The sequence below is a fragment of the Erythrobacter sp. S158 genome (genome assembly GCF_057364915.1).
The window spans coordinates 2,850,735-2,877,552 of sequence record NZ_CP200279.1; the positions used below are offsets into that span (position 1 = coordinate 2,850,735).

A 26,818-nucleotide genomic window follows, 5' to 3' on the forward strand; every position below is an offset into this window, starting at 1 on the left:
GTTCGTCGGTCGTTCCATTAATAACGGCGCGCTTGCGCTGAGCTTAACGGGCGGATCATGCGACATTTCGTTACAGTGTTCGTGCCAAGGTGTTCATGCACGTGTTCGTTGCTGGCCCTGATTTGGTTACGCTTGCCCGTGTGCGAAAGATGCAGACCCCCAAGCCTTTCTTCGCCATCACGCAGGCGAACTTTGCCGCAAAGTGGACCACCCAAGCCCGCCTTTAGGAAAACGCGAAGTCGCTGCAATCACCTGTTTCCATGAGACAAAATGCTGTTTGGGTGTATTCATTGTGTGACTTTCCGAATTCCGCATTCCGATCCGCCGACCGAGCGGGTTTCGGAAAACGAATTAGCTGCTCAGAACTAAGTAGGAAAATCGAATGTGAAGGCGCTCGCAACCAATCGGTCGCCCCAGCGACCGCAAGGGCGACCGCCCGACCGCAGCGGGTGCGTAGCGAAGCGGAGCACGTCTAGCGAGGACGAGGGCGCGGATGCGCCCTCGCTAAGCTTTAGTGCCTGAAATGCCGCATCCCGGTAAAGACCATCGCGAGCCCCGCTTCGTCGGCGGCCGCGATCACCTCTTCGTCGCGGATCGAGCCGCCGGGCTGGATCACCGCGCTCGCGCCCGCTTCGGCGGCAGCAATCAGGCCATCGGCAAACGGGAAGAAGGCGTCTGAAGCCACCGCGCTTCCGACGGTTTTCGGCTCCGCCCACTCGTAGGTCTCAGCCGCTTCCTTCGCCTTGATCGCAGCGATGCGGGCCGAATCGCGGCGGTTCATCTGGCCTGCGCCAATTCCGGCGGTCGCGCCGTCCTTGGCATAGACAATCGCGTTCGACTTGACGTGGCGCGCGACGGTCCAGGCGAAGAAGCAGTCTTTCAATTCCTGCGCCGTGGGTTCGCGCTTGGTCACGACCTTAAGGTCGGCTTCGGCGACCGCGCCATTGTCGCGGCCCTGTATCAGCATGCCGCCTGCAATCGTCTTCATGAAGAAACCGCCGCGGCGCGGATCGGGCAACGTGCCGCATTCAAGCACGCGCAGGTTCTTCTTCTTTGCAAAAACAGCACGCGCTTCGTCGCTGACCTTGGGCGCGATGATGACTTCGGTGAAGATGCTAGCAATCGCCTCTGCGGTCGCACCGTCGAGCTCGGTGTTGACCGCGACGATCCCGCCGAATGCCGAAACGCTATCGCATTGCAGCGCCGCGTTCCATGCGTCGAGCAGCGTCGCGCCCTGCGCCACACCGCAAGGGTTGGCGTGCTTGACGATCACCACTGCCGGATCACCACCTGCAAATTCCGCCGCAAGCTCAAGAGCGGCATCGGCATCATTGAGGTTGTTGTAGCTCAGCGCCTTGCCCTGAAGCTGCTCGGCCTGAGGCACGCCCTGTGCGCCTGTCACCTGAGGCACGTAGATCGCGGCGGACTGGTGCGGGTTCTCGCCATAACGCAGCACGTCCTCTCGCTTGAAGGCGAGCGGCATGGTCTCGACAAAGGGCGTTGCCTTGAGCGTTTCTGCCCCAAGCGGATTGGTGAAGGCATCGCCGAACGCAAACCAGTTGGCGATCGCCGCGTCATAGGCTGCCGTGCGCGCATACGCTTTGCCCGCCATTCGGATGCGGAATGCATGGCTGGTCGCGCCGTCATTGGCGTCGAGTTCGTCGAGCAGCTCGGGGTAATCCGCTGCATCGGTCATGATCGTCACAAAGCCGTGGTTCTTCGCCGCCGAGCGCACCATCGAAGGCCCGCCAATGTCGATGTTCTCGATAATCTCGGCGCGCTCTGCGCCTTTGGCGACGGTTGCCTCGAATGGGTAGAGATTGACCACGACGAGGTCGATCGCGCCAATTGCATGGCTCTCCATCGCGGCGACGTGTTCGTCATTGTCGCGCAACGCGAGAAGCCCGCCATGGACCTTGGGGTGAAGCGTCTTCACCCGGCCATCCATCATCTCGGGAAAGCCGGTGAGGTCGGAGACATCGCGCACTTCAAGCCCCGCTTCGCGAAGCGCGCGCGCCGTGCCGCCGGTGCTGACCAGTTCAACGCCTCGCTCTGCCAGCGCCTTGCCCAGATCCGCCAAACCGGTTTTGTCGGACACTGAAAGCAGCGCCCGCTTGATTGCCTTCTCACTCATTTTTCGATGTTACCCCATCTTTTTGAGGAGCCAGCTGAACTGCCCCCCGCCGCGCGATGTCAGGCCCTCTATCACCAATTGCTCGGTAGCGTGAGGGCGTCCTTCACCGTCTACCCACAGGCTGTCTTCGAGAGAGAGCTTGATCTCGCTTTCGCGCGCCGCCTCGCCCCGCAGGCGGAACTGCCAGAGCTTGCCATCGGGCGTCAGCAGGCTTGCACCGCGTGTGTCCTGCGTGATGCGCGCATCGACGCCGCGTCCGAGGTGGAAGCGGATAGCGAAGCCGATCTTGCCGCGCTTGCCCTTGCGCGAGACGGGAAGGAGGATGTCCTCGCCGCCCAGTTCGGTGCCGTCACTGCGCAGCGTCAGGATGCGGCTGTGGGTGAGGCCAAACCGCGCGGCGTAGCCATCGTGGCTCGCCTCGACCCGGATTGCCTCGGCATTGCCGTTGCCCGAAGCGCGCTTGACCACGCGGCGCTTGACCTCGACCGTCTCGGCCCCGCGCCCAAGCTTTCCGTGAAGCAGGACGGCGGTCGAATTGGCATCGTCGAGCACCAGCGTCGAATGCGCCGCCGTTGCGCGCAGGCCCTGACCGATGCGCGCAGGCACCAGACCGCCCGCAATCGCCGCGCCGCCGCAATTGACGATGAGGCGCGAAGGTCCATCCGACAGTTCAAAGGCAAGCGTCGAGGCGCAACCAACCCGCGTATGGCGCGCGCGCGGCGGTGGTCCAGCGTCGAACTGCACGGTTGTCTTGCCGCCGCGAAGGCGCTGATAGCCCCAATGCTGCGGTTCGTTCAGCGGGCGGGTGCGGATACCGGTCGAGGCGATGAGACTGGCGACGCGGTCGGCGCTGATCGCCATCTGGCCCTGCCAGCTGCCAAGCGCGCCATCCTCGTGTCGCAACGCAAGAAGCGGCGGGACCAGCAGTTCGCGCATCACCCACAGCGCATCGGGAGCATCGACTTCGACCGCTTCGTAGCACGCGATGAGATGGGTGAGGATGCGGATCGCTTCCATCTGCGCGAGCGGACAACGGGCAAGCACTCCGCCATCTTCGGCAACCAGCTCGCCAAGCGACTTGATAAGCGCCGCCTCGCCATAGAGGCGGCGCGGGCGACCTTCGGGCAGCAGCAGCCCTGCCGCGGTGACCGCAGCCCAGCCTGCCACCTGCCCAAGCCCGGCGCCGTGACGCACGGTCTTGCGGTCGAGCCAGTTGGCGGTTTCTTCGATCGCGGTGAGAAGCCGCGGCTTCAGCGCGCCATCCTGTCCTGCCAGCACCAGCGGCGCGTGGACCAGCCATGCGAGCAGGCGAAGCCCGGTGTGCTCGACATCCCACGGCGGGCCTTTCGCTGGCGAAGGATTGGCGTCGAGCCACAGCGACGTGATGCGCTCTGCCACCGCGATGCAATCTTCGCGCGGTGCACTGGCAGCAAGATCGTCGAGCCATGAGAAGGAATGGACCGTGCGCTCAAGGCCGGGGCTGAGGCGCGCGGCGGCGTCGAACTCGACCGAGTGGATCGGCTGCTTGACGCCGTGAACGAGGAAATGGCCTGCACGAAGCGCGATGCCTGCAGCCCGGTCCCCCGCAACGGGGCTCTGCACGGTCGCAAGGATGCGCACCGGCGCGGGCCGGCGGAAAGGCGCGGCAAGGGCATGGCCGGGGACGCCGAGGCGATAAGCGAACCGGATGAGCGCCTCACCCGGCTTGGTGCGCGGCGCGATGACGTCGGTAAGCGCGAGGGCGCGCTCAGTCTCGACACTGGCCGCGCTCGCAGTTTCGCCCTCTTCGCGAAGCGGCTCGTCTCCAGGCCCCAGGCCAAAAGCTGCGTTCTGGTCTGCGGCGATCTCTTCGAATTCAGCCTCGACCGGCTCCTTGTTGAAGAGCGTCGCCATCAACTCTCTCCCTTGAGCGCCGCAATATTGGCGGCGTAGTGATCGGGGCCGCCCTTGAAGGTCGCGCTGCCTGCGACCAGCACATCGGCACCCGCCTCGACGCACAGCTTGGCGGTGTCGGGATTGACGCCGCCATCGACCTCGAGATGGATCTCGCGGCCAGTTTTCTCGATCATCGCGCGGATCCGGCGCACCTTCTCAAGCTGCGAGTGGATGAAACTCTGCCCGCCAAAGCCCGGATTGACGCTCATCACAAGGATGAGGTCGACCATGTCCATGATGTTGTCGAGCACCTCGACCGGCGTGCCTGGATTGATCACCGCGCCTGCCTTCTTGCCGAGCGAACGGATCGCCTGGAGCGTGCGGTGGATGTGCGGGCCAGCCTCGGGGTGGACGGTGATGATGTCGGCACCCGCCTCGGCGAAAGCTTCGAGATACGGATCGACCGGCGAGACCATCAGGTGGACGTCGAAGGTCTTGTCCGAATGGGGGCGCAGGGCCTTCACGACGTCAGGTCCGATGGTGAGGTTGGGCACGAAATGCCCGTCCATGACGTCGATATGAATCCAGTCAGCGCCCGCTGCATCGACTGCGCGCACTTCTTCGCCCAGCCGCGCAAAGTCGGCCGACAGGATGCTGGGAGAGATTAAAGGTGCTGCCATCAGTAACGCTGGTGCATGCTTAAAGCGCCTTCGCCGGTTTGGTGACGCATACGGCAGGGGCGATTCGCGCAGCAACGTCTATTAACCGCTTTTCCCCGCCCTTTTGCACAGGCTGGCGCTTGCTTGACCGCGCATTTCCGCCAGTTCAGCCGCAATTCAGCACGCAAATGTCATCTGAGGCTCATATTGTTGCGGCAAAGTGTTAGCCGTATTCCCGCTCACCACCTTTTTTGCGAGTTTCACCCGATGGCTTCGACTTCGAAGATCAAACAGATGGCCTTGGCCGCAGGAGCGGCGACGCTGCTTGGCCTTGGCGCTGCGGCGACCAGCGCGCCCGCGCTCGCACAGGCGTCAAACACCAGCGATTATCGCAACCAGATTTCGAACAACATGCGCTCTTGCGCGCCCGGCGGCGGCCCGGCGGTGCGCGTGACGATCAACGGCATCAAGAGCTCGACCGGCAAGGTCCGCGCGCAGGTCTACAACGGCACGCGCGACGACTGGCTTGAGCGTGGCCGCTGGCTTAACCGCATCGAACTTCCCGCACGCCGTGGCCGGATGGTGGTCTGCATGCCCGTGCCTGCAAGCGGCACTTACGCGATCGCCGTGCGCCACGACGCCAACGGCAATGGCGAGACCGATATCAGCGAAGATGGCGGCGCGATGTCGAACAATCCGTCGATCAACATCTTCAATCTTGGCAAGCCGGGGGTCGACAAGACCCGCTTCAATGTCGGCAACGGCGTGAGCACGATTGCCATCACGATGAAGTACCTGACCTAAGGCTTCGGGATTACTCGCGCGACTTGCGGTGCTTTCTGAGCGCCCACAGCACGCCCGGCGCCGCAAGCAGCGGATAGCGCTCGCGGAAAGGCGTTACCTCGATTGCAAGGCCGGTGTGCCGCTCGATCTTCCACGCGGCATAGCGCGCGGCACCTTCGAACGTGGTCGAAGCCTTGGCGAGCCGCGCGAAGTTGAGCGGCTTGCCGAGCCTTTGGCGGCGCCTCCACCATGCGAGGATACGCGAGCGCTCGCTTGCAGCGAGGCTTGGCGTCAGGAGATCGCCTGAGCGCGTGAACTGAACTCCGCCTGCTTCGAAAGCCAGTGGCAGAAGACCTTCGAAATGCGCTTCGTTGACGCTGAGAATGTCGTTCTCGCGCCCCGGCTTCTCGACGCGGAATTCTGCCTTGTAGGTCGCGCGGAACAGCGCTCTCCAATAATCCTCCGCCGCACCGCTCACCGGGCCGAGCGCAGCGGCAAGCCGCGCTGCGGTGGTCGCGGCGTCACCGATCGCAGAAACCACCTTGGCGCGTGCCGCGTCATCCTGAACCCAGGCAAGTGCGCTAGGCTGGACAAAACGCGCCCAGATCGTCGTATCGGTCAGTTCGCCCGAGGCGGCCTTGGCAAATGTCTCGATCCCCATCGTCGCGACCTTTGCGCGCAGCGTTGTCTCGCCAGCCTCGCGTTCGTGATAGCTGATACGCGGCCAGATGCGCGCTGTCGTTTCGCCGGAATGGAGGACGTAAAAATCCAGCACCCCGTCAAGCGATCCGGTCCGCAAATTCGACCCATAGAACAACACCGCCAGCGCGCCGCCTTGCGATGCCTCTTCGGCAAGCGCCTGCGCAAAATCACGCACTTCGGGTCGAACCTCGGCGCCGAGTTGCTGCGATATGCGTAAGGACAGGGTTTGAGGTGAGCGCGCCATGGCGCGGAGCTCTAGGCCTTAGGGGCGGACGAATTCAAGCTCGGGGCCTTGGCCGATGCGATATTTGCCGGCCGGAAACGCCTCGCCATCGAGGATGAAGCTGTCTTCGATCTCAAGCGTAAATTGCGGCGTGCTCAGCTGGTGAAAGCCACGCTCGCGAGCGCCCACAGGCGTGTGGCCGCGGATCATTCGAAACAGATCGAGGACCGACTTGCGCGAAATCTGGTCGGTGACGGCGAGTTTCAGACCCTTCTTCATCTCACCAAACGGCTTAATCCCGGCAGGCATGGTTTCGAGCGTCGAAGCGAGAAGGATCTGGCGCCATTCCGGATCGCCTACGCCGCTATGCTCCATCGCAACGGCTCCGTTGCCGAGCCGGATCGCCATCTTTGCGCCGCGACGCCAGGGATTGGCGCGTGAGCCAAGTGCCCACTGCATGACGCCCCAAGCCGCCGTGACCCCAACCACCGTCGAATTGAACGCGCCAAGGCGGTGCGCGCCCTGACCTGCATTGATAGCGGTGGTGAAAGCGCCGGCTCCAAAGATGAAGCCGAGCACGCGGCTGACCGGCCCATCGTTCAACGAGGTGACCTGCACAGGGCGGCGCACGACACGCGATCCGTTCTCGAAAGCGTCGATCGCATTCTGAAGCGACCAGTCGCCCGGCACGCCCAGATCGACGGTCAGCGCGTTGGTCTTGCCCTTGGGCAGCACCGCAATCGCGGGCCAATCGTCGCCGAAGATATCGATACCGTGCGTCAGCACGTCACGCACGGTCCCGTCGCCGCCATTAATGACCAGAAGGTCGATGCCGGTGGCGGCAAATTCGGCGAGCGCCTCAGGCAGATCGGAGCGATCGCCGGGTTTCGAGATGTGGACCTGCGGGTTGATGTCGCAGTCGAAGTCCGCGCCTTTGTTGCCATGGCTGCGCGGGTTGTAGATCACGCCGACGCTTGGCGGTTCGCCTTCAGCGCGCGCACGATGCGCACGCGCATTCACCGGGCTTATGGCAGAGCCTTTCGGTAGTTGCGAGAACTGATAAATCGGCGTCGCCATGCGTGGTCCTTAATCGTTAGTCGGCATTTTTACCACCGCGTTCATGTCCCGGTATTGTAATATCCGGTCATGTGTCGCAGCGCGGTTACATGGGTGGCTAACTTTCTTTCACAAGCTCTTTCCCGACCGATAGCCCGGCACATCGGTTGAACGTTAAACTGCTGGTCTTGGGCGCGATGCGCGCTAATCTTGTGGCCATGCTGACCCAAACCCTGCTCGAAGCCGCCCGCTCGCTCGCACCCGAAACCGTCGCCTTGCGCCGCGCGATCCATGCAGAGCCCGAACTCGGCCTGCACACGCCGCTGACAATGGCAAAGGTTCGCGAAGCGCTGGCTGGACTGCCGCTCGAATGGAAGAGCGGCCCGTCGACGACCGGAGAGGTGGCGACCTTGGTGGGAGCGAAAGCGGGCGAAGGCGCACGCCGCGTGCTTCTGCGCGGCGACATGGACGCACTGCCTATGGACGAGAAGACCGGGCTCGAATTTGCCTCGACCATTCCGGGGCGCATGCATGCCTGCGGCCACGACACGCACACCGCGATGCTGGTGGGCGCGGCGAAGGTCCTGTGCGCGATGCAGGGCGAGCTTGCCGGAACGGTCGATTTCATGTTCCAGCCGGGCGAGGAGGGCCATCACGGCGCGCGCTTCATGCTCGACGATGGGTTGATCGACCCGCTGCCCGATGCGGCCTTTGCGCTTCACATCATGCCCAATGCCAGGTTCGGAGTGGTCGCCGGGCGTGCTGGCCCCCTGATGGCTGCGGCTGACCAATTCACCATTACGGTCAAGGGCACGGGCGGGCACGCCTCGATGCCGCATGACTGCGCCGACCCGATCCCCGGCGCCGCCGCGATCGTCAGCGCGCTTCAGGCGATGGTGACCCGCCGGTTCAAAGCCTCGGACGCAGTGATCGTGACGGTCGCGCGCATGGAAGCAGGCACCACCTTCAACGTCATCCCCGACGAAGCGGTGCTGCAAGGTACGATCCGCACGCTCAGCCATGAACACCGCGAAAAAGTGCATGAGCTCCTCACCCAAACCGCCCGCGCCACCGCCGAAGCGCACGGCGTTGCCGCCGAGGTCGCAATCGAGCGCGGCTTTCCCGTCACCATCTGTGACGAACGGGCTGTGCGTCTGGGTCAAAAGGTCGCCCGCGGCATCGGTGACATCGAGGAAGGCTGGCACGACCTCCCCGCCCCGATCATGGGAGCGGAAGACTTCTCATACGTGCTGGAGAAAGTGCCCGGCGCCATGTTCTTCCTCGGCGTCGCGCCGGAAGGCGACAACTGGAGCGCCTGCTGCGCCATCCACTCCCCGCGCATGCATGTCGACGAGACCGCATTGCCCAGAGGCATAGCCATGCTCGCAGGCTGCGCGCTGGAGTTCATTGACGAGGAATTCGAATAAGACTGGCGCACCCGAGAGGATTCGAACCTCTGGCCTCTGCCTTCGGAGGGCAGCGCTCTATCCAGCTGAGCTACGGGTGCCGGTGCCATGACGGCGGTCATACTGTTCGCATGATCGCGTTGGGCGGGGCGCTTAGCAAGCCTGCTGGGTTAGCGCCAGTTGAATTGTTCCCAACCTTGCTCAACTTATCTCACGGCGTCATGCTCGCCTCGATCGCTTAACCAATAGGTAAGTGGCGGCGGATTAAGACTCGCCTCATGTCGGCTCTTCCCCCCAGCCAGATGCGCGCGATGCGCCTTGCCGTTCAGCCCGAGGCTGCCCCGGTAATCTCGATCGAGACCCGCTGGGACGCGTTGCAAATGCGCGCTGACGAAGTCGCTGCTCTTGCCCAACTTGCTCCGGAAAGAGGCGTGATGAGCGGCGATGCGCTAAGCGCCCTTTTTACCGAGGTTGAAGAATGGCAGGTCGAGCTGGCCCAGCGCGCGATCGAGGATCTCGATGCGCTTATGGACAAGGGGCTCACCGCGCTAGGCACTCTGGTTGAGCGCGGCAATGACACGACGGCACCGGCGCTCGCCCTGTGGCGCGAGTTTTATCACGGGCGCGAAGCGGTGCTTTCGCTGTTGAGACCACACCCTAAAGCTGCCTGAACTGATCATCCACGCTTGACCGCGTTCGCTCTATGTTCCAATCGTGGGGCATGAGCCAGCCAGCACCCCCTGTCCTTGATTCGGTTTTGCCCGAGACCGCCGCCGACGTTGCGCGCGGGATCAAGCGGTTGTTTGCCCGCAACGACATCTGGTGCGTTGAGGAGATCGCGTTGAAGAATGGCCGCCGCGCCGACCTGATGGGTGTTGATGCGCGCGGCCAGGTCGTGATTGTCGAGATCAAGGTCGCGCGCTCCGACCTTCTGGGCGATAACAAGTGGCCCGATTATCTCGACTTTTGCGACCGTTTCTTCTGGGGCGTTCCGCCGGGATTGGACCGCTCGCCGCTCGAGGGTGAAGCATACCAGCCAGAACGCTGCGGCGTGATCGTGGCTGACGGTTACGACGGCGAGATATTGCGCCCCGCTCCGCTCGAGCCGCTGGCTGCGGCCCGGCGAAAGGTGCAGGTCGAACGCCTCGCCCGGATCGCGATGCGGCGTAACACCGCTTTGATCGACCCCGAATGCAGCCAGTTCGGGATTGAGGAATAGGCGCAAAAATCCCCCTCGCACGCTGCCTGATTGTGCGTCATAAGTCGCTGCCATGATCCCCGGCGACACCCCCTTCCTGCTCGCATTTCTGATTGCCGGCACCGCGATGAGCGTGATGGTCATGCTGCGCTATTTCCTTGCAAGCGGGATGTTTGCCTGGATTACCGCGCGCACTCGGCCCGGCCTGTATGCCAAACAGCGCGCGCAGATCATGGCCGAGATCCGCTGGTCGCTCATTTCCGCTTTCATTTATGGCGCACCCACCGGGATCATTTTCTGGCTGTGGCGACACCACGGCGTCTCGCAGCTTTACACCGACTGGAATGCCTATCCCCTCTGGTGGTTGCCCGTGTCGGTGGCGATCTATCTCTTCGTCCAGGACAGCTGGTTCTATTGGAGCCACCGCGCGATGCACCATTGGCCCGCGCTCTTCAAAGCCGCGCACCGCGTTCACCACGAAAGCCGTCCGCCGACCGCATGGACCGCGATGAGCTTCCACCCTTGGGAGGCGGTGAGCGGGGCGATTGTCATTCCGTTCCTCGTCATGCTGGTGCCGATCCACCTCGCCATGCTGGGAGTGGTTCTTGCGGTTGCGACGATCATGGGCGTGGTCAATCACATGGGCTGGGAAATTTTTCCGAGGTCTTTCGTTCATTCAACGTTGGGAGGCTGGGTGATAACCGCCAGCCATCACGAGAAACACCACGAGGATTATCGATGCAATTTCGGGCTGTATTTCCGCTTCTGGGACAGGGTCTGCGGGACCGATCGCGGGCTTTCGACGCGGCTCGAAAAGCGCGAGGCAGCGCTCGCCGAGGTGCAGGGGTGAGGCGCGTCGCTGCGCTTACTGCGGCAACCGCATTGGCCGGTTTTGCCTCGCCCGCATTGGCCGGCACGGTCACGATCACCGTCACCGACCTTCGCAACACCGACGGCGTTATCCGTGCGTGCATGACCACGGTCGAAGACATCTTCCCGCGCTGCATCCGCGACCCCAAGTCGCATCGGACTGTCGTGCCTGCTGGCGACAACGTCACCATTCGTTTCGATGGAGTGGAGCCGGGCCGATATGCGATTGCCCTGCTTCACGACGAAAACGAGGACGGCAAGGCGAACCGCGTACTCGGCATGGCGCCAAAGGAAGGCTACGGCTTCTCGCGCGATGCGCCGGTGCGCATGGCGCCTCCCAAATGGGAGGATGCGGTCTTCGAGGTTAGCGAAGGTAGCCAGCGCGTCACGATCAAGATGCGCTATTTCCTTTAAACGCAGTCGCTTCACTAAGCCCCTGAAACTTCAGCGCAGCGCTGCGCCTATGCTCGGCCACGCCATCATCAAGAATTAACGCAACTTTCCGGCGCGACTTAACACTATGTTTACCACGTCCCTTCAAAACCGCGATGAACAGGCGTTTTTCAAGGGGCAAGAGCCGAGCCATGGACAATCTTCGGGGTACTTTCGACAGCGAACTTCCTGCTGACGACAGCGACGATTGGGGTGCAGATACTTCTGGACCCGACGAAGAGGCCGTGCGCGAATTGCCGCCAGAGGCCATCGGCCAGGATGAGCGCCGCATGCAGGTGCGCGCCTACAATCACTGGGCCAGCCTGCTGGGCGAGGCGACCTTCCCGTCCATCGAAGACCTCGAGCCAAACAACCTTCCCGATTTCGGACCCTATTCGGTCCTGCTCGACTTTTCTTCCGGCATCGAAGACCCGGTGGTCCAGTATCTCGGGGACGTTCTCGCCGAGGAATGCGGGACCGACAACATTTCGGAGATCGAGCGTCTGTCCGACGTCCCGCCGCGCTCTTTGCTGAGCCGCATCACTGATCACTACATGCAGATCCTCGCCAATCAGGCGCCGATCGGCTTCGAAGCGGAATTCGTGAACCAGCGCGGCTCCTCGATCCTGTATCGCGGTATCCTTCTGCCGTTCTCCAGCGATGATGAGACAATCGATTTCATTTACGGTGTGATCAACTGGAAAGAGATGGCGGACGCCGCCACCGCTGACGAGCTGCTGCTCGAAATCGACCAGGCCATCGAACAGGGCGATGCCGAAGAAGCTGAGGTCGAAGAAGACACGCCGCACAAGCATCACTCCGACCCGCTCACCGAATGGGCTGATGCGCCCTCGCATGAAGGCTCGCAAGAAGCCGAGGAGCCGGAGCTTCAAAATCCTGCCGATATCGACGAAGACCCTGCCGAGCTTGCCAATATTGCGAACCTTGGTTCGGATCTGATCGGCGACCAGTCGCACGAAGATGATCAGGGCGATGACCTGCCCTTCCCCGATTTCGGCCAGTTCTCGCTCGATGACGAAGACGAGCTCGACGAGTATGGCGAACCGGTCGAGGAAGAAGACGATGGCGCCGGCTACAGCTTCGCCTCGCTTTCCGACTACATTGATGCGCCGACCAAGAAAGCCGTCGACCTCGACGCTGAACGGTTTGACCCGGAAGACTATCGCGTAGACCTCGAGCAGCAACCTGTCAGCGAGCCTGATGCCGAAGCCGAACTGGCGAACGACGAGAGCCTCGAGGAAAGCGCCGGCATCGTCGATCCGCTCGACCTTTCGGGCCTCGAAGCTGCTGTCAGGAACGAAGAGCCTGCGGTTGAAGAAGCGGCTGAGGCTGAAGAAACCGCTCACAGCGAGCCGCAGCCTGAAGAGGTCGAATCACCGCAGATCGTCGAGGCTGAAGAACAGCGGCAGTCTGCCCCGGCACCTGTACGCGCACCGGACCCGGCTCCCGTAGTCGCGCAGAGCGATCTCGGCGAGGATGCAGACCTGTACGATTGCCTCGCCGCTGCACGCGAACTCGCGCAGACGGCAAGTGTATCCGAAGACCGCACCCGCAACGCGCTTTATGCCGCTGTTGGCCGCGCCTACGATTTCTCGCTGGCTGCCCAGGACGAACCTGAAGCCTATGAAGAGTTGATCGAGGACAGCGGCCTAACGGTCCAGGACCGCGCGCCGATGACGCCGATCGTCAAGCTCGTCTTTGGTCACGATTACGACAAGACCCGCCTGACAGAATACGCAGCCGTGCTCAGCCACGCGCATCGTATCGGGCTGGATCGTGGCAGCCTTGCAGGCTTCCTCGGCAAGGCCGATGGCGGTCTCAAGGGCGTCGTCGCGGCAGAACGCCGCCTGCGCCGCGAAGAAGCTGGCCAGGAAGTCGAAGCCGAAGGCGATGTCCGCGCACAGCTCGCAAAGAAGCTGCGCGAACTTGAAGAACTCACGCTTGAAGCGCTCTCGGGCGAAGGTCCGGAATTCTCGCTCGTCATGGTCCGCCGCGACGGCAAGGGCAAGGTCGCGCTGATCGGCGAGATCGACGACGACGTGAAGCTTATCGAGAAGGCAGGCAAACGCCTCGTAGGCTGACCGCTTAAGCGATACCTTACGCCGCATTTGCGCTTTAAACGCTTGGCCTTGAGGGCGGGCCCGGTTACCCGGTGCTCACATGCCTATCGGCCCTCTCTCCCGCCGCGCACCTGTGCGCGTGCAGCCTTTCTTCGGCTATCGCAACGCCTCGCGCCTCACCCTCAACGCGCGCGCAATCCGTTCGCGGGAACCTGAATTCGAAAACCGCAGCTTCTGGCGCGATTTCTCGACCATGGTGCGCCAATATATGAGCCACGAGGTGCCGGGCCTGCCGGTTGAACTCGAATACAGCTACGGCGATGCTCCTAGCGTTACCCGTACTGCCGTGACCGGGCCGGAGGGCTTTGCGCGTTTCGACCTCGAACTGCCCGCACCCTTTATCCCGCCCAAGCGCACCCGGTGGGAGAAGGCGACGCTGCGCTGGGGCGAGGGAGAGGAGGCTTCGGCCTATATCCTTACGCCGGGAAGCGAGACGCAGCTGGGCATCATCTCGGATATCGACGACACGATCCTGGAGACCGGGATCACGGGCAATTTCCGCAAGATCGCGCGCAACTGGAAAAGGGTCATGGCGCAAATGCCGTCGCAGCGCGTGATCGTACCGGGGGCGAGCGCGTTTTACGCAGCGATTGGCGGCAATCCGGCAGGCGCACGTGAACCAGCAAAGGCGATCGACGAGCTTGCGCCCGAAGCGCGCGTTCGCCCGGTCTTCTACGTCTCGTCGAGCCCGTGGAACCTGTTTTCCTATCTCGTCACCTTCAAACGCGAGCGCGGGCTGCCGCTTGGGCCGGTGATGCTGCGCGACTGGGGCTTCAACCGCGAGACACTGGGCAAGGAAGGGCACGGCTCGCACAAGCGCGATGCGATCGAGCGCATTCTGACGACCTTCCCTAACCTCAAATTTGCGCTCATCGGTGACGATACGCAAAAAGACCTCTCCGCTTTCGGCAGCATCGTGAGGGCGCATCCGGGCCGAATCGCGGCAGTCTTCATCCGATCTGTCGCGGGCGAGCCCTTGAGCGATGAGGAGCTTCACGCAAAAGAGGTGATCGAAAAGGCCGATGTTCCGCTATGGACAGGCGGCGATTACAGCTCGGCTGCCGATTTTCTTGCCGAAACCGGGCTCGATTTCGAAGGCGGGGTCGAACGGCTGGTCCGCACGGCCAGCGAGGGAACACCGGGCTGATCGACAGCGCGCGAACGGAGAGACGACGAGTGAAGACATTTCTGACCATCCTCGGCGTGATTGCCGTCATATGCATTGGCTTCGGCGCCTATCTGACCATGACCCTGTCGCGCAACGGCCCGGCATTGCTGACGGCGATCGACCGCGTGGCTGGGGGGGACGGCGGCGCCAGCGAGCTCGAAGTTGCCTCCACCGGCTCCCACCCCGCGCAAAAACTGCACGTCTGGGGCGCGGAAGACGCGGCCGGCGATGATCGCCCGGTGCTGGTCTTCGTCCATGGCGGGGGCTGGCGCAGCGGCGATCCGGGCACTTATGGATACTTTGGTAGAGCATTTGTGCCAGAAGGGTTCATCGTCGTTCTCGCAGGCTATCGCCTGGGCGAAGACGGGGTCTATCCAGGAATGCTCGAAGACACCGCAAGCGCGATCGCCTGGACCAAGGCCAATATTGCCCGTCACGGCGGCGATCCGGAGCGGATCGTGCTCGCTGGGCATTCAGCAGGGGCTTACAACGTCGTGCAAGTCGCGCTCGAGGATCGCTGGCTTGCCGCACACGGGCACTCGCCTGCCGATATCTCCGGTGTGATCGGGATGGCGGGGCCTTACGACTTCGCGCCGTTCAAGAGCGATTCGACCATTGCTGCCTTCGGCCATGTCGAGGATGCAGGTTCCACCCAGCCGATCAACCATGTCAGCGCCGATGCGCCGCAGATGCTGCTCATCAATGGCCAGAAGGACGAACTGGTGGGGGCGCGTAATGCGCGGCTGCTTGCCGAGAAATTGGAGGCTGCGGGCGGTCAGGCGCTCACCATCCTACCCCAGGAGATGGACCATAACGGGCCTATCGTCAGCCTCGCCGCCCCATGGCGCGGCAACAGCGACTTCTTCGACCTCGTCTCCGGCTTCGCGATAGCCGTGACCAACGAGGCACGCGACGTTGCGACGACACGCGACGAGGTTTCAGTTCCCGTTCAGGACGAAACGGGTTAGCACGACGCTTGATGCGCCCCGTCCTGATCCCTGTCCGCTCGCTAGCCGCTTACGCGCTCGCATTCTTTGCCGCCTGTGCGATGGCGGTCCAGCCGGTTTCCGCGCAGTCGATCCTGCGCGATGCGGAGACCGAAGAGCTGCTGCGCGACATGGCATATCCGCTGATCGAGGCATCCGAGCTTGAGCCGGAAAATGTCGAGATCGTGCTGATCAACGACAACTCGATCAACGCTTTCGTTGCAGGCGGCCAGGTCGTTTATGTCCATGCCGGGCTCCTGAACGCCGCGGAAACCGCTAACGAGGTACAGGGCGTTCTCGCGCACGAACTCGGCCACATCACCGCAGGCCACGTTGTCCAATTCAATGAACGCACCAGTCAGGCGCAGGGGATCACGATCCTCTCGCTGCTACTCGGCGTGGGCGCCGCGCTTGCAGGTGCGGGCGATGCGGCGTTGGGCGCAGTGCTGGCCGGACAGCAGGCCGCTGTCGGCAGCTTCCTCGCCTTCAACCGCAATCAGGAAGCCGCAACCGACCTTGCCGGCGCGCGCTACCTTTCGGGCGCAGGCATTTCGGGCAAGGGCATGCTCGATTTCTTCGACCGCCTGCGCGATATGGAAATCCGCCGCGGTTTCAGCCAGTCCGAAGCGGCGTCCTACGGGCGCACTCACCCGCTGGCAGGCGACCGTATCCAGATCCTTCGCGGATTGCTTGAAGGCGATGCCGCGTGGGACACGCCTCCCGATCCCGAATTGCAGGAACGCTTTCTCGCCGCGCAGGCCAAGCTTTACGGCTATCTCGCAGAACCGCAGCGCGTGATGCAGCGATACCCGGAGAGCGACCAGAGCGTACCCGCGCGCTATGCCCGCGCCTACGCCTATCACAAGGACGCGCAGGTCGAGAAAGCCGTGGCTGAGGCGGATTCGCTGCTCGGGACCGAACCTAACAATCCGTACTTCCTTGAGCTGAAGGGCCAGATCCTGCTCGAATCGGGCCGCCCTTCAGATGCGCTTCAGCCGCTTCGCCGCGCGGTCGACCTTACACTCGGTCAACCACTTATCGCAGGGATGTTCGGCCATGCGCTGATCGCAACCGAGGATGAGGCCAATTTTGACGAGGCGGAACGCGTGCTGCGCTCTGCCGTCTCGCGCGACCGGTTCAATCCGTTTGCCTGGTATCAGCTCGGCGTCGTCTACGCCGCGCGCGGCGACATTCCGCGCGCGCGCCTCGCCAGCGCCGAACAACAGGTGATGAGCCGCCGCTACCCCGAGGCCTTGCGCAGCGCGCAGGCCGCCGAGGCGGGACTGCCCGTCGGCTCGCCCGACTGGATCCGCGCACAGGATATCTCGCTTCAGGCTCGCGCCGCGCTGGAACGGATACGCGACAGCCGCTAAACGTGGGCCCCAATGGATAACACCTTCAAGAATTCGCTCCTGACCGCGATCACCGCGCTCATCTTCGGTTTTCTCGGTGCAGCCGCCTGGTCCTATGCGGGCCTCGCGGACAATCGCACGCGCGCTTACCTGATGGAGAACCCCTCAATCCTTCAGGACGTCGCGCAGGCTCTGTCGGACGAGCAGGCGCGCGAACGCCTCGCTTCGGTGGGGGACGAGCTTTTCACCCCCTTCCCAGGCGCGATCATCGGCAATCCGCAAGGTTCCAAGGTGCTGATCGAGTTCACCGACTACAATTGCCCCTATTGCGAGGCGAGTCTCGCCGATGTGCAGAAACTCGTCGCCGAAGACCCCGACCTCAAGGTCATCATGCGCGAATGGCCGATCTTCCAGGGCAGCGAAGACGCCGCCCGCATGGCTCTCGCCGCCGGGATGCAGGGCAAGTACCGCGAATTTCACGAGACCATGTTCGAGCTTGGCGACACATCGCCGCTCGGCGTAGAAACCGCCGCTCGCCAGATCGGCCTCGACATGGAGCAGGCGCGGGCTGACGCTGCGAGCGAAGCAGTTTCTCTCGAACTCGTGCGCAACCTGACCTTCGCGCAAAGCCTCGGCTTTTCCGGAACGCCCGCCTTTATCGCGGGAGAGACCCCGTTTGGCGGAGCGGTCGGTTACGAGGCCCTCAAGGAAGCGCTCGACGAAGCGGACAGCTGATGCTCGCACGCCTAATCCCGGCGCTGTGTCTCCTCGCGCTGCCCGTTGCAGCTGGGGCCGAGGTTAACTGGGACCGCATCGACCTTGCTGCCGAGCGCGCTGCAATCGAGAACTACCAACGTTTCGACCAGCGCCTTCAGGATGTGGGCTGGAAGCTGGTGCGCGGCAACGCCGATTTCTGCGACCGGGTGATCCCGTCAATCGGCCTGCAATTGCAGGACCTTGCCAGCTATGGAGGTCCAGCAATCGCACGCCGTGCGCTCGGCATGACCGGCGATTTCGCGGTGCAGACCGCGGCTCGTGGATCGCCTGCGGGGGCAAGCGGAGCGTTTGCTCAGAACCGCGAAGTGGTCGCGCTCGGCGCGCTCGACCCGAACAGATGGGAGGCGGAGGACCGCCTCGACTGGGCGCGGCTCAAGCGGGCGCACGACCATGTCGATGCACAGCTTGAAGGTGCCGGCTCGATCAATGTCACCTTCGCCGATGGCGACGTAGCGAACCTCGCAGCGGTCCCCGTCTGCGCCACGCGTTTCGAGCTCATGGGCGATGGCCGCAAGGCGGTTGCCGATGGCGAGCGGGTGGTGATCGGGATCAAGTTCGAAGCTTTCTCCTACGACGAAGAAGTGTTTGCGGGCGTTGTTGCGCATGAGCTTGCGCACAATTTCCTCGGCCACACCGCGTGGCTCGACCGCAACGGACGCGGACGCCGCAATGTGCGCCGGACCGAGCGCGAGGCCGACCGCCTGATGCCGTGGCTCATGGCCAATGCAGGCTACGATCCGGTCGCGGCGCAGACCTTCATGGAGACATGGGGCAAGCGCCATGACGGCGGCCTCCTGCGCGGGCGCACGCATGATGGCTGGGACGAGCGCGCGGAGTTCATCGCGGCAGAAATCCCCACGATCCGCGCTCTGATTGAGCAGACCGGCAAAGCCGACTGGCGCACCTATTTTCGCCGCGAGGTCGATCCGGACGCAGGGTTTTAGCGCGCGGCAAAACGCCCGTGAAACTGCGGCAGGCGGTTGCGCATATGCGCCCATCGCCGCCGCGTGGCGCAATAGACCATGCGACGAACCGAAAAATCGGCTACATGAGGCATCATGTCGATGATGCGCATCCAGCCTGCGCCCTTTTTCGCGAGCAAGAACCGTGCGTTCTGGAACCTGCAGCTTGCAGGCTGGGGCGGCTATTTCCTGCTTCGCATCGTCGTCGCGGTTGCCAACGACCAGCCTCTGAACCTGCTCGCCGTGCTGGTTGTGACCACGGTCACCGGCTTTTCGATCAGCCTCATCCTGTCGGTCATCTATCGCCAGTTGATCGACCGCCAGCCGATCGTCACCTGGGGCGGATCGGCTGTCGCGCTGATGGGTGCGGTGATCGTCTATGCGAGCATCGATGCGTGGCTGCAGGGCCTCTATTACGGCGCCGCGCGCGAGACGACCTTTGCCCAGCGTTTTATCGGGCTGTCGTTCATTCCGCTCACTCTGCTGGGCGCATGGAGCGCGCTTTACTACGCCATCAACTTCTTCCTGACGGTCGAGAAACAGGCCGACAGGCTCGAACGGCTTGAGGCTCAGACCACCGCCGCGCAGCTCGCCATGCTGCGTTATCAGCTCAATCCGCACTTTCTGTTCAACACGCTGAATTCGATCAGCACGCTGGTGCTGCTCAAACAGACCGAGCCTGCCAACGCCATGCTGACGCGCCTGTCGGGCTTTCTTCGCCATACGCTCATCACCGAGCCGGGCAGCCAGGTGACGCTCGCCCAGGAGGTCGAGACGCTCAAGCTCTATCTCGACATCGAACGCATGCGTTTTGAAGAGCGCCTGCGCACCCATTTCGAGATCGACGATGCGGCGATGGATGCGTGCCTTCCGGCAATGCTGCTCCAACCGCTGATCGAGAACGCGATCAAATACGCCGTCAGCCCGCAGGAGGAAGGCGCGCGCATTTCGCTCACCGCCCGCGTCATCGGTGAACGCCTGCGCATCGCGGTTGAAGACACCGGGCCAGGCATCGAAGGTCCCGTTCAGCTTTCTATGCTAGAACACCTGCCCGAAGGCGCCGGAAAGCCGGTTTCGACTGGCGTCGGCCTTGCAAACATCCGCAATCGGTTGATGCAAGGCTACGGCGAGGATCACGTCTTCGAAACCACCTCACAGCCCGGCGGCGGGTTCACCGTGCTGATCGAGATCCCCTTTGAACCTGTAAAGAAATCGCAATCCGCTCCCTCAGCGGCATCAAAAGGCAGACCCGCGAAATCCGCGTCCCCCGCAAATGAAACGCCGGACAACGTGGTCGCCCTCAACCCCCAACGCGCAATCGGGAACACATAATGACAATTCGCACCATCATCGTCGACGACGAGAAGCTGGCCATTCAAGGCCTCGAGTTAAGGCTCAAGGCGTTCGAGGACGTCGAGGTGATCGACACCTGCTCGAACGGGCGCGAGGCCATCCGCAAGATCAAGACCGAGAAGCCCGACCTCGTCTTTCTCGACATCCAGATGCCCGGTTTCGACGGCTTTTCGGTCGTCAAAGGCGTGATGGAGATCGAGCCGCCGCTGTTCGTCTTCGTCACCGCATTCGAGGAACACGCGATCCGCGCATTCGAAGCCAATGCGGTCAACTACCTCATGAAGCCGGTCGACGAGGACAAGCTTGCCGACACGGTCGAACGCGTGCGCCAGCGCCTTGCCGAGAAGAAGTCGGCCGAAGATGCCGAGCAGCTGATGGACGTGCTCGCCGAAGTCGCGCCTGACCGCGCGGCGGATTTCGGCGGCGATGGAGCCGAAAGCGCAGACCGTTTCGAAAAGCTCATCAACGTCAAGGATCGAGGCCAAATCTTCCGCGTCGAGGTCGACCAGATCGAGCGTATCGAAGCCGCGGGCGACTATATGTGCATCTACACCGCCGAGAACTCGCTGATTCTGCGCGAGACGATGAAGGACCTCGAACGCCGTCTCGACCCGCGCGTATTCCAGCGCGTTCACAGGAGCTGGATCGTCAATCTCGACCAGGTGCGGCAGGTGAAACCGCACACGAACGGCGAATGCTTCCTGGTGCTCGATTCGGGCGCAGAGGTGAAGGTGAGCCGGTCATATCGCGATGTGGTCGCGCGCTTTGTGCATTGACCTCAATCCTCGTCATTGCGAGGAGCGATAGCGACGAAGCAATCCATGGAGCGGTGCTCTAAGCCGAGAGCGCGCGCCATGGATCGCCACGGGGCTTTGCCCCTCGCGATGACGATATTGGGGCTGAGATGTCATTTGGGTTAGCCGGTTTCGACCTCGACAAATTCATCCGCGAAACGCTTGCCGAGGATCTTGGCGAGGGGCTTGAGGGTGGCGGGCGCGATGTCACTTCCGAAAGCGTGATCCCCGAAGACGCGCGCTTTGCAGGCGTCATGGACAGCCGCGATGCCATCGTGGTCGCAGGCCTTCCGCTGGCGGAGGCAATCTTCCGCCATCTCGACCCGCACTGCACCGTCCGCAGCCTTGTCAGCGATGGCGATGCGGTGGAGCCGGGTGCGGACCTCATGCACCTTGAAGGCAATGCCCGCGCGCTCCTGACCGCAGAGCGAAGCGCTCTCAACATTGTTCAGCACCTTTCGGGCATCGCTTCGATGACGCGCGATTATGTCGCCGCGATGCGCGTCGGCAGCGCGACCTGCACGCTGCTCGACACGCGCAAGACCCTGCCGGGCCTGCGCGCGTTGGAAAAATACGCGACGCGCCAGGGCGGCGCTCAGAACCACCGCATGGGCCTGTGGGATGCGGCCATGATCAAGGACAACCACGTCGCGGTCGCAGGCAGCGTCGGCGAAGCGGTCGCCCGTGCGCGCGAGGCAGGCGTCAGCCCGATCATCTGCGAGGTCGACCGGATCGACCAGATCGAACCGGCCCTTGAAGCAGGCGCACACCACCTGCTGCTCGACAACATGTCGCCGGTGATGCTCAAGGAAGCGGTCGCACTGGTAAACGGGCGAGCCAAGACCGAAGCGTCTGGCGGGATCAACCTCGACACCATCGCAGCCAAGGCCGAAAGCGGGGTCGACTATTGCTCGGTCGGACGCTTGACCCAGAGCGCGCCAGCGGCAGACGTCGGTCTGGATTTCAAGCCGCTGTGAACCTGGCCAGAAACCCGCGACCTGCTTCGATCCATGGCTTCGCGCTGCTTACAATCGCTGCAGGCCTTTCCGATCTCATCGAGAGCCTGCTCTTTATCGATCCGTCGTCTTATGAGTACTTGTTTCCGATAATCGAATGGACCCGCGACACGGTGATCGTCTTTGCCTCCGCGATGTTCACGATCGTTCTCATACCAGCCGTCGCTGTCTGGTTCTTTGCCAGCCGCACGGCTCGTACCATCGTCACGGTCATGTTCGCAATTTCCCTCCTGTGGCATTTGTTGACCGTATGGTCGGCGGTCACCGGCCTCGTCCAGAGCCCGCTGGACCTGCTCGAGGCGCTTGCCGTCATTGCCGCCATCGCCCTCCTGCACAGCCGCGCTTCCTCGCGCTGGCTGGAGCGAAATGGTCGCCGCCCGGAGGCCGCGCTTGCTTAGGGGAACGCTTGTTTCGGCAGGCTGCGCCGCCATGAAATTTGCCTGAAAATGAACCACTTTACCTCGCAGACTGTGCTGCTATCGATGTGTAAATGAAGCCAAAACCCATCATCGTTTTTGATTGGCTCTTCTGGATCGCGTTGATCGCGAGCGCTGCCTTTTCAGCGGGCGAGTGGTGGTCGACAACACAGGCAAACTGGGCTTCAGCAGAAATGCGCAACACCGTTATATCAGGCACGATCATCGGCCTGGTCCTCGTGTACGGAATCCCGATTTGGCTTTGGTCGCTGATATCATTGGCTGGGAGCAATGGGGCGCGATGGATTTATGCGATCTCGGTCGGCCTTTACCTCCTTGTTTCGATCCTTTGGCCGTCTTCCAATCCTCATACCTCACTTGCTGTCACGGCTGGCTTGATCGTTCTCAATGCAATCAAGATAGCCTGTCTCTTCGTCCCGAACGCAGCGTCTTGGTTTTTGAACAGCGGTGAGCAGGCGCGCATTGACGCACGCACTTTCGAATGAGGCTTGGGAAGGCGGCAGCGTTGTTGGCTTTGTCGGCGCCCACGCTTGCCAGCGCGCAAGCCTATCAATGCCGCACGCCGTCGGTCTCATCGGTCCCGCAGATCGCCCCCGACGGCGCGAGGCGCGATACGCCTGTCACCGGCTACACGCTGGCACTCAGCTGGTCGCCCGAGTTCTGTAAACCGCGTGAGGACAGCCGCGCCCACCGTGTACAGTGTTCAGGCGACAACGGACGGTTCGGCTTTGTCGTTCACGGCCTTTGGCCCCAATCGCCGCGCGGGAGCTGGCCGCAATGGTGCGCTGCGCAAAGCCGCCTGACCCCTGCACAAATCCGCGAGCATATGTGCATGATGCCCTCTGCGCGCCTCATCGCGCGGCAGTGGGCCAAGCACGGCAGCTGCATGACAAAGCGCCCGGAAACCTATCTCGGCGTCACCCGCATCCTTTGGGACAGCCTCCGTATCCCAGATTACGATCGGGTCAGCCGCGAAGACGGCCTCACCGCAGGTCGCATCCGCCAAGCCTTTGCCGATGCCAACGGCTCGAGCTGGCAGGCCAGCCATGTCGGTGTGAAGCTGAACGAGCGCGGATGGCTGCAGGAGATACGCCTTTGCTACTCCCGCCGCTTTCGCCCCACGCGCTGCGACGATGCGCGTTTCGGCGCGCGCGATGACGTAGCGGCAAGGATCTGGCGGGGGCTGTAGAACCAGCTGGCCTGCCATACCCACTTCGCGCTACAATCGCGCCATGGCTGAGCACAAACCCACGAAAGAGCGCCAATCACGGCTCAGCGCCCCGGAAACCACCGCCGATCGCGCCTTCATGCTGGTGGAGCGGCTGCTTCTCATCTTCGTTGCAGGCATGACCGTGCTTGCAGCCGGGGTCGAAGTGGTCACCGTCTACGAGCGCGGTTCGATCAACCTTGCAGATATCCTGCTGATGTTCCTGTACACTGAAGTCATCGGGATGATCGCGGTCTACTACACCGGCAAAGGCACCTTCTTCATCTACCCGATCTTCATCGCGATCACCGCAATTGCCAGGCTGATCGTGTTGCAGGGCAAGGACATGGCGCCAGAAAACGTGGTGTTCGAAGCGGGCGCGATCCTGCTGCTTTCCATCGCGGCGCTCGTCCTTTCGCACAGCAAGGAAGCCTAGCTTCTCCTCCGTTGCATTAAAGCCATTGCGGCTCGCACCGGCTGCGATGATCGGTTGCGCGCGAAAGGCTTGACAGGGTGGCGGCGCCAGGTCCGCATCTTGGCATTGACGCCGATCAAGGAAGGCACGCTGATCCGTGGTACAATGGCGGCCATGATAGACATCGAACGCCTCGCACCGCACGCCCACCGCATCGTCGTTATGGCCCAGTTCCAGCAAGACGATGTAAAAACCCTGCTCGACTTCGTGAAGGATCAGAACGCCTCCGCCGAAAAGGGCGGCCATCTCCTGATCGACGTGACAGCCATGGCGGGCTTTTCCTTTGCCTCGGTGGTCGAAGAGCTCGGCCACATGGGCACTTTCATGAAGTATATCTACGGTCTCGACCGGATTGCGATCGTGTCCGATGAAGAATGGATCAGGACAGCCGCGCGGCTGGAAAGCGCGCTGCTTCCGGGTGTCGTCTATGAAGTCTACGACGAAGATGAAGCTGACGCCGCACGCGCCTGGATCATGGAAGAGGCTGACGAACCGCATAAGGGCGCTTTTCACCCGCTCTACATCGATGCCCCCGGCATTGCCGCTTTCGAGCTCACCGGCAGGCTCGACCGCGAAGAATCCGAACGCGGCGTGGCAATGGTGCGCGCTTCGCTCGAAGACCCGGAATGCTCAAACCTGATGATCGTGATCAAGCGCTGGCACGGTTTTGACCCGGACGCCGCGATCAGCCGCGAAGTCATGGCGGGCAAGCTTGAATTGATGAAGAAGATCGAACGCTATGCCATCGTCGGTGGCCCAGCCTGGATCCGCAACCTCGCGAGCACATTCAGCGTATTGGTTAAGCCTGAGATCAAGAGCTTTGAACTGGACGATCAGGACGACGCGATCGCGTGGCTTAGCGAAAAAGCCACGCAATCTGTCGATGCTTAGAGGCTCCGGCTAAGCTGAACCGAAGGGATCGCTCGATCGAAGCCCGTTTTGCGGTAAGCCGCGCGGGCCGGAGCGTGGCTTGCGTCTCCTCCGGTAGAGACAACCGCCACCTTCATCCCAGCCGAGCGCATCAATTCCAGCGCGTGCCCATAGAGCGCCGCGCCAATTCCCCCGCCAGCGAAGTCGGGGTGGACGCCGTTCAAACCGATCTCGCCGATCAGGGTCTCGGCGTTGCAACTGTGATCGCAAAAGCCAACGACCTCGCCGCTTGAAACGGCGACGTGAACGCTGTGGCCCGCCGATGCCTCGCCGCATATCTTGTCCAGCCATGCGCCCTGCGCCTCTTCGGCTTTGGCAAAGAGGAGAGGAGCGATCTCGGGACCTGCGAGTTCCCGGAAGGATGCGAAGACTGGCGCGAAGGCGGCGATACGGACGCGGTGGACTGCCGGATTGTCCGCGGCCTTGAAGGCGCGGATGCTGAATTCAAACTTGCTCATGATTGCCTCATCGTAAATCCCGCCCGAACGCGAGAGGCCGGGCGGTCTAGGTGATTGTCTGCGATTTCGATGAGCGATCAAACCAACACGGTGCGTCCCCTGTGAGAGGGACTCAGCATAGGTCACGCCTGCGACCCGTCAACTTGCGGCCTTCAGCGACGTTCGCGAAAGAACCCGCGCAGCATGTCTGCTGCCTCTTCTTCGCCGAGCCCTGAATAAACCTCGGGCCGGTGGAGGCACTGCTCCTGCTCGAACACGCGCGCGCCATGCTCGACGGCGCCGCCTTTTGGGTCGCTTGCAGCATAGTAAAGCCGCGCGATGCGGGCATGAGCGATGGCGCCCGCGCACATTGCGCAAGGCTCCAGCGTGACCCACAGATCGCAGCCCGTCAGCCGGTCATCTCCGAGCGCGGCGGCGGCGCGGCGAATCGCCACGATCTCGGCATGGGCTGTTGGATCATTCTGGTCGCGCGTTTCGTTGTGTCCCTCGGCAATGATCTTGCCGTCCTTTACGACCACAGCGCCGATCGGCACTTCGCCAAGCTCGCTGGCGGCGCGCGCCAGGGAAAGCGCGCTGGACATGAAAGAGGCCGGGAAACGCATGATCTGCGCTCTCCCGGCCTCTCTTGATTAAGTCAAGCTGGTTGGGGTTATTCGCCCGGCTCGCCAGCGTCAGCTTCTTCGACATCGACGTCAAGCGTCGGAACTTCGACGGTCTCGGTGTCGCCTTCAACCGATACTTCAGCCGCGTCGACGTCATATTCGGGCAGGTTACCGCCCTCGACTTCGGGAAGTTCAGCTTCTTCGGTCTGTTCGACGTCGCAAGCGGCAAGGCCGAAAGTCGCAGCAGTCAGTGCAGCAGCAGCAATAATCTTTTTCATGTATTCCTCCAAAAACGAGCGAAGGACCGGTCCTTAGACGAACTCGGCCACATTCTCGACATAAACGTTTGGTGCCGTCAGAAGGTTCCAACTTGACGTTCGGTGCCGCGATAAGGTTCCAACTTGACCTTTGGTGCCCTCAAACGTATGTGCGCCGCTTTCCGGGATAACCCGAATTTTTCCACGGCGCGCCGATTCGACCGGTGAGCCTCACGCATATTGAACGAGACGAGAGATACCATGTCGCGTATTTGCGAACTGACCGGCAAGGGTCGCCAGGTTGGCAACAATGTCAGCCACGCCAACAACAAGACCAAGCGCGTCTTCCTGCCCAACCTGCAGAACGTCACGCTGATGAGCGAAAAGCTCGACCGCAGCTTCAAGTTCCGCGTGTCGACTCACGGCCTTCGTTCGGTTGAGCACAATGGTGGCCTCGACAACTGGCTGCTCAAGACCAAGGACGACAAGCTGTCCACGCGCGCCCTCAAGGTGAAGCGTGAGCTGAAGAAGGCTGTCGCCGCAGCCTGATCGCCCTTCGGGCAAA

Annotated in this window: 30 protein-coding genes and 1 tRNA gene; 20 read left to right on the forward strand and 11 right to left on the reverse strand. The window is 62.5% G+C overall.

The window, feature by feature from the left end; all coding sequences use genetic code 11:
• Nucleotides 1-511: 511 nt before the first annotated feature.
• The 3 genes from purH to rpe are packed head-to-tail and all read right to left on the reverse strand — an operon-like array spanning nucleotide 512 to nucleotide 4,689.
• Nucleotides 512-2,134: a bifunctional phosphoribosylaminoimidazolecarboxamide formyltransferase/IMP cyclohydrolase gene (gene purH / locus AC0V6T_RS13920; RefSeq protein ID WP_486127819.1), complete on the reverse strand. Its 1,623-nt coding sequence runs from the start codon at nucleotides 2,132-2,134 to the stop codon at nucleotides 512-514.
• 9 nt (nucleotides 2,135-2,143) lie between these two features.
• Complete coding sequence (locus AC0V6T_RS13925; protein ID WP_486127821.1) at nucleotides 2,144-4,027, reverse strand: heparinase II/III family protein; 1,884 nt, start codon at nucleotides 4,025-4,027, stop codon at nucleotides 2,144-2,146.
• Entirely contained in the window at nucleotides 4,027-4,689 is a 663-nt protein-coding gene (gene rpe / locus AC0V6T_RS13930; protein WP_486127823.1) for a ribulose-phosphate 3-epimerase, read from the reverse strand. Before rpe ends, AC0V6T_RS13925 begins: the two co-directional genes overlap by 1 nt.
• A 246-nt stretch (nucleotides 4,690-4,935) precedes the next feature.
• On the opposite strand from rpe, the gene AC0V6T_RS13935 reads away from it, so the two are divergent.
• A complete protein-coding gene (locus AC0V6T_RS13935; RefSeq protein WP_007165817.1) occupies nucleotides 4,936-5,472 on the forward strand; it encodes a DUF2141 domain-containing protein in 537 nt (178 codons plus the stop codon).
• A 10-nt stretch (nucleotides 5,473-5,482) separates the two neighbouring features.
• Here the strand turns inward: AC0V6T_RS13935 and AC0V6T_RS13940 are convergent, their stop codons facing one another.
• Entirely contained in the window at nucleotides 5,483-6,397 is a 915-nt protein-coding gene (locus AC0V6T_RS13940) for a hypothetical protein (protein ID WP_486127825.1), read from the reverse strand.
• Nucleotides 6,398-6,415: 18 nt separating this feature from the next.
• Complete coding sequence (locus AC0V6T_RS13945; protein ID WP_486127827.1) at nucleotides 6,416-7,453, reverse strand: diacylglycerol/lipid kinase family protein; 1,038 nt, start codon at nucleotides 7,451-7,453, stop codon at nucleotides 6,416-6,418.
• A gap of 197 nt (nucleotides 7,454-7,650) precedes the next feature.
• Between AC0V6T_RS13945 and AC0V6T_RS13950 the strand changes: the two genes are divergently transcribed.
• Entirely contained in the window at nucleotides 7,651-8,859 is a 1,209-nt protein-coding gene (locus AC0V6T_RS13950; RefSeq protein ID WP_486127829.1) for a M20 metallopeptidase family protein, read from the forward strand.
• 3 nt (nucleotides 8,860-8,862) lie between these two features.
• Here the strand turns inward: AC0V6T_RS13950 and AC0V6T_RS13955 are convergent.
• Nucleotides 8,863-8,939: transfer RNA gene (locus AC0V6T_RS13955), tRNA-Arg, on the reverse strand.
• A 177-nt stretch (nucleotides 8,940-9,116) separates the two neighbouring features.
• Here AC0V6T_RS13955 and AC0V6T_RS13960 point away from each other — a divergent pair.
• The 10 genes from AC0V6T_RS13960 (at nucleotide 9,117) to AC0V6T_RS14005 (ending at nucleotide 18,706) form a co-directional block, all read left to right on the forward strand.
• Nucleotides 9,117-9,509, forward strand: a complete 393-nt coding sequence (locus tag AC0V6T_RS13960; RefSeq protein ID WP_486127831.1) for a hypothetical protein — start codon at nucleotides 9,117-9,119, stop codon at nucleotides 9,507-9,509.
• A gap of 50 nt (nucleotides 9,510-9,559) precedes the next feature.
• Nucleotides 9,560-10,057, forward strand: a complete 498-nt coding sequence (locus AC0V6T_RS13965) for an MmcB family DNA repair protein (RefSeq protein WP_486127833.1) — start codon at nucleotides 9,560-9,562, stop codon at nucleotides 10,055-10,057.
• Between the two features lie 52 nt (nucleotides 10,058-10,109).
• Complete coding sequence (locus AC0V6T_RS13970) at nucleotides 10,110-10,886, forward strand: sterol desaturase family protein (protein ID WP_486127835.1); 777 nt, start codon at nucleotides 10,110-10,112, stop codon at nucleotides 10,884-10,886.
• The gene (locus tag AC0V6T_RS13975; RefSeq protein ID WP_486127837.1) at nucleotides 10,883-11,320 is read left to right on the forward strand and encodes a DUF2141 domain-containing protein; all 438 of its coding nucleotides are present in this window, start codon (nucleotides 10,883-10,885) and stop codon (nucleotides 11,318-11,320) included. Before AC0V6T_RS13970 ends, AC0V6T_RS13975 begins: the two co-directional genes overlap by 4 nt.
• A 170-nt stretch (nucleotides 11,321-11,490) precedes the next feature.
• On the forward strand, nucleotides 11,491-13,440 hold the full coding sequence (locus tag AC0V6T_RS13980) for a PAS domain-containing protein (protein WP_486127839.1): 1,950 nt from the start codon (nucleotides 11,491-11,493) through the stop codon (nucleotides 13,438-13,440).
• Nucleotides 13,441-13,519: 79 nt separating this feature from the next.
• Nucleotides 13,520-14,626, forward strand: a complete 1,107-nt coding sequence (locus AC0V6T_RS13985) for a phosphatase domain-containing protein (RefSeq protein ID WP_486127841.1) — start codon at nucleotides 13,520-13,522, stop codon at nucleotides 14,624-14,626.
• 29 nt (nucleotides 14,627-14,655) lie between these two features.
• Entirely contained in the window at nucleotides 14,656-15,615 is a 960-nt protein-coding gene (locus AC0V6T_RS13990; protein WP_486127843.1) for an alpha/beta hydrolase, read from the forward strand.
• 11 nt (nucleotides 15,616-15,626) lie between these two features.
• Nucleotides 15,627-17,006, forward strand: coding sequence for a M48 family metalloprotease (locus AC0V6T_RS13995; protein WP_486127845.1), 1,380 nt, complete (start codon nucleotides 15,627-15,629; stop codon nucleotides 17,004-17,006).
• Between the two features lie 12 nt (nucleotides 17,007-17,018).
• Nucleotides 17,019-17,720 carry a DsbA family protein gene (locus AC0V6T_RS14000; RefSeq protein WP_486127847.1) on the forward strand — a complete coding sequence of 234 codons (702 nt, stop codon included), beginning with the start codon at nucleotides 17,019-17,021 and terminating at the stop codon, nucleotides 17,718-17,720.
• On the forward strand, nucleotides 17,720-18,706 hold the full coding sequence (locus AC0V6T_RS14005) for a M48 family metalloprotease (protein WP_486127849.1): 987 nt from the start codon (nucleotides 17,720-17,722) through the stop codon (nucleotides 18,704-18,706). Before AC0V6T_RS14000 ends, AC0V6T_RS14005 begins: the two co-directional genes overlap by 1 nt.
• Here AC0V6T_RS14005 and AC0V6T_RS14010 read toward each other — a convergent pair.
• Nucleotides 18,703-18,837: a hypothetical protein gene (locus AC0V6T_RS14010; protein ID WP_486127851.1), complete on the reverse strand. Its 135-nt coding sequence runs from the start codon at nucleotides 18,835-18,837 to the stop codon at nucleotides 18,703-18,705. The two genes, AC0V6T_RS14005 and AC0V6T_RS14010, sit on opposite strands and share 4 nt — an antisense overlap.
• Here AC0V6T_RS14010 and AC0V6T_RS14015 point away from each other — a divergent pair.
• The 4 genes from AC0V6T_RS14015 (at nucleotide 18,821) to AC0V6T_RS14030 (ending at nucleotide 22,285) form a co-directional block, all read left to right on the forward strand.
• The gene (locus AC0V6T_RS14015; RefSeq protein ID WP_486127853.1) at nucleotides 18,821-20,056 is read left to right on the forward strand and encodes a sensor histidine kinase; all 1,236 of its coding nucleotides are present in this window, start codon (nucleotides 18,821-18,823) and stop codon (nucleotides 20,054-20,056) included. The genes AC0V6T_RS14010 and AC0V6T_RS14015 overlap by 17 nt on opposite strands.
• Nucleotides 20,056-20,853 (forward strand): LytR/AlgR family response regulator transcription factor, encoded by a 798-nt coding sequence (locus AC0V6T_RS14020; protein WP_486127855.1) that lies wholly within the window; start codon nucleotides 20,056-20,058, stop codon nucleotides 20,851-20,853. The genes AC0V6T_RS14015 and AC0V6T_RS14020 overlap by 1 nt, the downstream gene beginning before the upstream one ends.
• 128 nt (nucleotides 20,854-20,981) lie before the next feature.
• A complete protein-coding gene (gene nadC, locus AC0V6T_RS14025) occupies nucleotides 20,982-21,848 on the forward strand; it encodes a carboxylating nicotinate-nucleotide diphosphorylase (RefSeq protein WP_486127857.1) in 867 nt (288 codons plus the stop codon).
• Entirely contained in the window at nucleotides 21,845-22,285 is a 441-nt protein-coding gene (locus AC0V6T_RS14030) for a hypothetical protein (RefSeq protein WP_486127859.1), read from the forward strand. The genes nadC and AC0V6T_RS14030 overlap by 4 nt, the downstream gene beginning before the upstream one ends.
• A 58-nt stretch (nucleotides 22,286-22,343) precedes the next feature.
• Here the strand turns inward: AC0V6T_RS14030 and AC0V6T_RS14035 are convergent, their stop codons facing one another.
• The gene (locus tag AC0V6T_RS14035) at nucleotides 22,344-22,529 is read right to left on the reverse strand and encodes a hypothetical protein (protein WP_486127861.1); all 186 of its coding nucleotides are present in this window, start codon (nucleotides 22,527-22,529) and stop codon (nucleotides 22,344-22,346) included.
• Nucleotides 22,530-22,832: 303 nt separating this feature from the next.
• Between AC0V6T_RS14035 and AC0V6T_RS14040 the strand changes: the two genes are divergently transcribed.
• From AC0V6T_RS14040 to AC0V6T_RS14050, 3 genes are all read left to right on the forward strand, one after another.
• Nucleotides 22,833-23,513, forward strand: a complete 681-nt coding sequence (locus AC0V6T_RS14040) for a ribonuclease T2 family protein (RefSeq protein ID WP_486127863.1) — start codon at nucleotides 22,833-22,835, stop codon at nucleotides 23,511-23,513.
• Between the two features lie 43 nt (nucleotides 23,514-23,556).
• Complete coding sequence (locus AC0V6T_RS14045; RefSeq protein WP_486127865.1) at nucleotides 23,557-23,967, forward strand: phosphate-starvation-inducible protein PsiE; 411 nt, start codon at nucleotides 23,557-23,559, stop codon at nucleotides 23,965-23,967.
• Nucleotides 23,968-24,036: 69 nt separating this feature from the next.
• A complete protein-coding gene (locus AC0V6T_RS14050; protein WP_486127867.1) occupies nucleotides 24,037-24,897 on the forward strand; it encodes a SpoIIAA family protein in 861 nt (286 codons plus the stop codon).
• Here the strand turns inward: AC0V6T_RS14050 and AC0V6T_RS14055 are convergent.
• The 3 genes from AC0V6T_RS14055 to AC0V6T_RS14065 all read right to left on the reverse strand — a co-directional run bounded on the left by AC0V6T_RS14055 (nucleotide 24,894) and on the right by AC0V6T_RS14065 (nucleotide 26,274).
• A complete protein-coding gene (locus AC0V6T_RS14055) occupies nucleotides 24,894-25,394 on the reverse strand; it encodes a GNAT family N-acetyltransferase (RefSeq protein ID WP_486127869.1) in 501 nt (166 codons plus the stop codon). The two genes, AC0V6T_RS14050 and AC0V6T_RS14055, sit on opposite strands and share 4 nt — an antisense overlap.
• 152 nt (nucleotides 25,395-25,546) lie before the next feature.
• Entirely contained in the window at nucleotides 25,547-25,996 is a 450-nt protein-coding gene (locus AC0V6T_RS14060) for a nucleoside deaminase (RefSeq protein ID WP_007165793.1), read from the reverse strand.
• Nucleotides 25,997-26,043: 47 nt separating this feature from the next.
• Complete coding sequence (locus AC0V6T_RS14065) at nucleotides 26,044-26,274, reverse strand: hypothetical protein (protein WP_007165792.1); 231 nt, start codon at nucleotides 26,272-26,274, stop codon at nucleotides 26,044-26,046.
• 240 nt (nucleotides 26,275-26,514) lie between these two features.
• Between AC0V6T_RS14065 and rpmB the strand changes: the two genes are divergently transcribed.
• Nucleotides 26,515-26,802 carry a 50S ribosomal protein L28 gene (gene rpmB, locus AC0V6T_RS14070; RefSeq protein WP_007165791.1) on the forward strand — a complete coding sequence of 96 codons (288 nt, stop codon included), beginning with the start codon at nucleotides 26,515-26,517 and terminating at the stop codon, nucleotides 26,800-26,802.
• The last annotated feature ends 16 nt before the right edge of the window (nucleotides 26,803-26,818 follow it).

Excerpts from the sequence above, each read along its gene's own strand:
- purH (WP_486127819.1), bottom strand. The coding sequence starts at position 2,134 with ATGAGTGAGAAGGCAATCAAGCGGGCGCTGCTTTCAGTGTCCGACAAA.
- AC0V6T_RS13925 (WP_486127821.1), bottom strand. The coding sequence starts at position 4,027 with ATGGCGACGCTCTTCAACAAGGAGCCGGTCGAGGCTGAATTCGAAGAG.
- rpe (WP_486127823.1), bottom strand. The coding sequence starts at position 4,689 with ATGGCAGCACCTTTAATCTCTCCCAGCATCCTGTCGGCCGACTTTGCG.
- AC0V6T_RS13935 (WP_007165817.1), top strand. The coding sequence starts at position 4,936 with ATGGCTTCGACTTCGAAGATCAAACAGATGGCCTTGGCCGCAGGAGCG.
- AC0V6T_RS13940 (WP_486127825.1), bottom strand. The coding sequence starts at position 6,397 with ATGGCGCGCTCACCTCAAACCCTGTCCTTACGCATATCGCAGCAACTC.
- AC0V6T_RS13945 (WP_486127827.1), bottom strand. The coding sequence starts at position 7,453 with ATGGCGACGCCGATTTATCAGTTCTCGCAACTACCGAAAGGCTCTGCC.
- AC0V6T_RS13950 (WP_486127829.1), top strand. The coding sequence starts at position 7,651 with ATGCTGACCCAAACCCTGCTCGAAGCCGCCCGCTCGCTCGCACCCGAA.
- AC0V6T_RS13960 (WP_486127831.1), top strand. The coding sequence starts at position 9,117 with ATGTCGGCTCTTCCCCCCAGCCAGATGCGCGCGATGCGCCTTGCCGTT.
- AC0V6T_RS13965 (WP_486127833.1), top strand. The coding sequence starts at position 9,560 with ATGAGCCAGCCAGCACCCCCTGTCCTTGATTCGGTTTTGCCCGAGACC.
- AC0V6T_RS13970 (WP_486127835.1), top strand. The coding sequence starts at position 10,110 with ATGATCCCCGGCGACACCCCCTTCCTGCTCGCATTTCTGATTGCCGGC.
- AC0V6T_RS13980 (WP_486127839.1), top strand. The coding sequence starts at position 11,491 with ATGGACAATCTTCGGGGTACTTTCGACAGCGAACTTCCTGCTGACGAC.
- AC0V6T_RS13985 (WP_486127841.1), top strand. The coding sequence starts at position 13,520 with ATGCCTATCGGCCCTCTCTCCCGCCGCGCACCTGTGCGCGTGCAGCCT.
- AC0V6T_RS13995 (WP_486127845.1), top strand. The coding sequence starts at position 15,627 with ATGCGCCCCGTCCTGATCCCTGTCCGCTCGCTAGCCGCTTACGCGCTC.
- AC0V6T_RS14000 (WP_486127847.1), top strand. The coding sequence starts at position 17,019 with ATGGATAACACCTTCAAGAATTCGCTCCTGACCGCGATCACCGCGCTC.
- AC0V6T_RS14005 (WP_486127849.1), top strand. The coding sequence starts at position 17,720 with ATGCTCGCACGCCTAATCCCGGCGCTGTGTCTCCTCGCGCTGCCCGTT.
- AC0V6T_RS14015 (WP_486127853.1), top strand. The coding sequence starts at position 18,821 with ATGTCGATGATGCGCATCCAGCCTGCGCCCTTTTTCGCGAGCAAGAAC.
- AC0V6T_RS14010 (WP_486127851.1), bottom strand. The coding sequence starts at position 18,837 with ATGCGCATCATCGACATGATGCCTCATGTAGCCGATTTTTCGGTTCGT.
- AC0V6T_RS14020 (WP_486127855.1), top strand. The coding sequence starts at position 20,056 with ATGACAATTCGCACCATCATCGTCGACGACGAGAAGCTGGCCATTCAA.
- nadC (WP_486127857.1), top strand. The coding sequence starts at position 20,982 with ATGTCATTTGGGTTAGCCGGTTTCGACCTCGACAAATTCATCCGCGAA.
- AC0V6T_RS14035 (WP_486127861.1), bottom strand. The coding sequence starts at position 22,529 with ATGATCGTGCCTGATATAACGGTGTTGCGCATTTCTGCTGAAGCCCAG.
- AC0V6T_RS14045 (WP_486127865.1), top strand. The coding sequence starts at position 23,557 with ATGGCTGAGCACAAACCCACGAAAGAGCGCCAATCACGGCTCAGCGCC.
- AC0V6T_RS14055 (WP_486127869.1), bottom strand. The coding sequence starts at position 25,394 with ATGAGCAAGTTTGAATTCAGCATCCGCGCCTTCAAGGCCGCGGACAAT.
- AC0V6T_RS14060 (WP_007165793.1), bottom strand. The coding sequence starts at position 25,996 with ATGCGTTTCCCGGCCTCTTTCATGTCCAGCGCGCTTTCCCTGGCGCGC.
- AC0V6T_RS14065 (WP_007165792.1), bottom strand. The coding sequence starts at position 26,274 with ATGAAAAAGATTATTGCTGCTGCTGCACTGACTGCTGCGACTTTCGGC.
- rpmB (WP_007165791.1), top strand. The coding sequence starts at position 26,515 with ATGTCGCGTATTTGCGAACTGACCGGCAAGGGTCGCCAGGTTGGCAAC.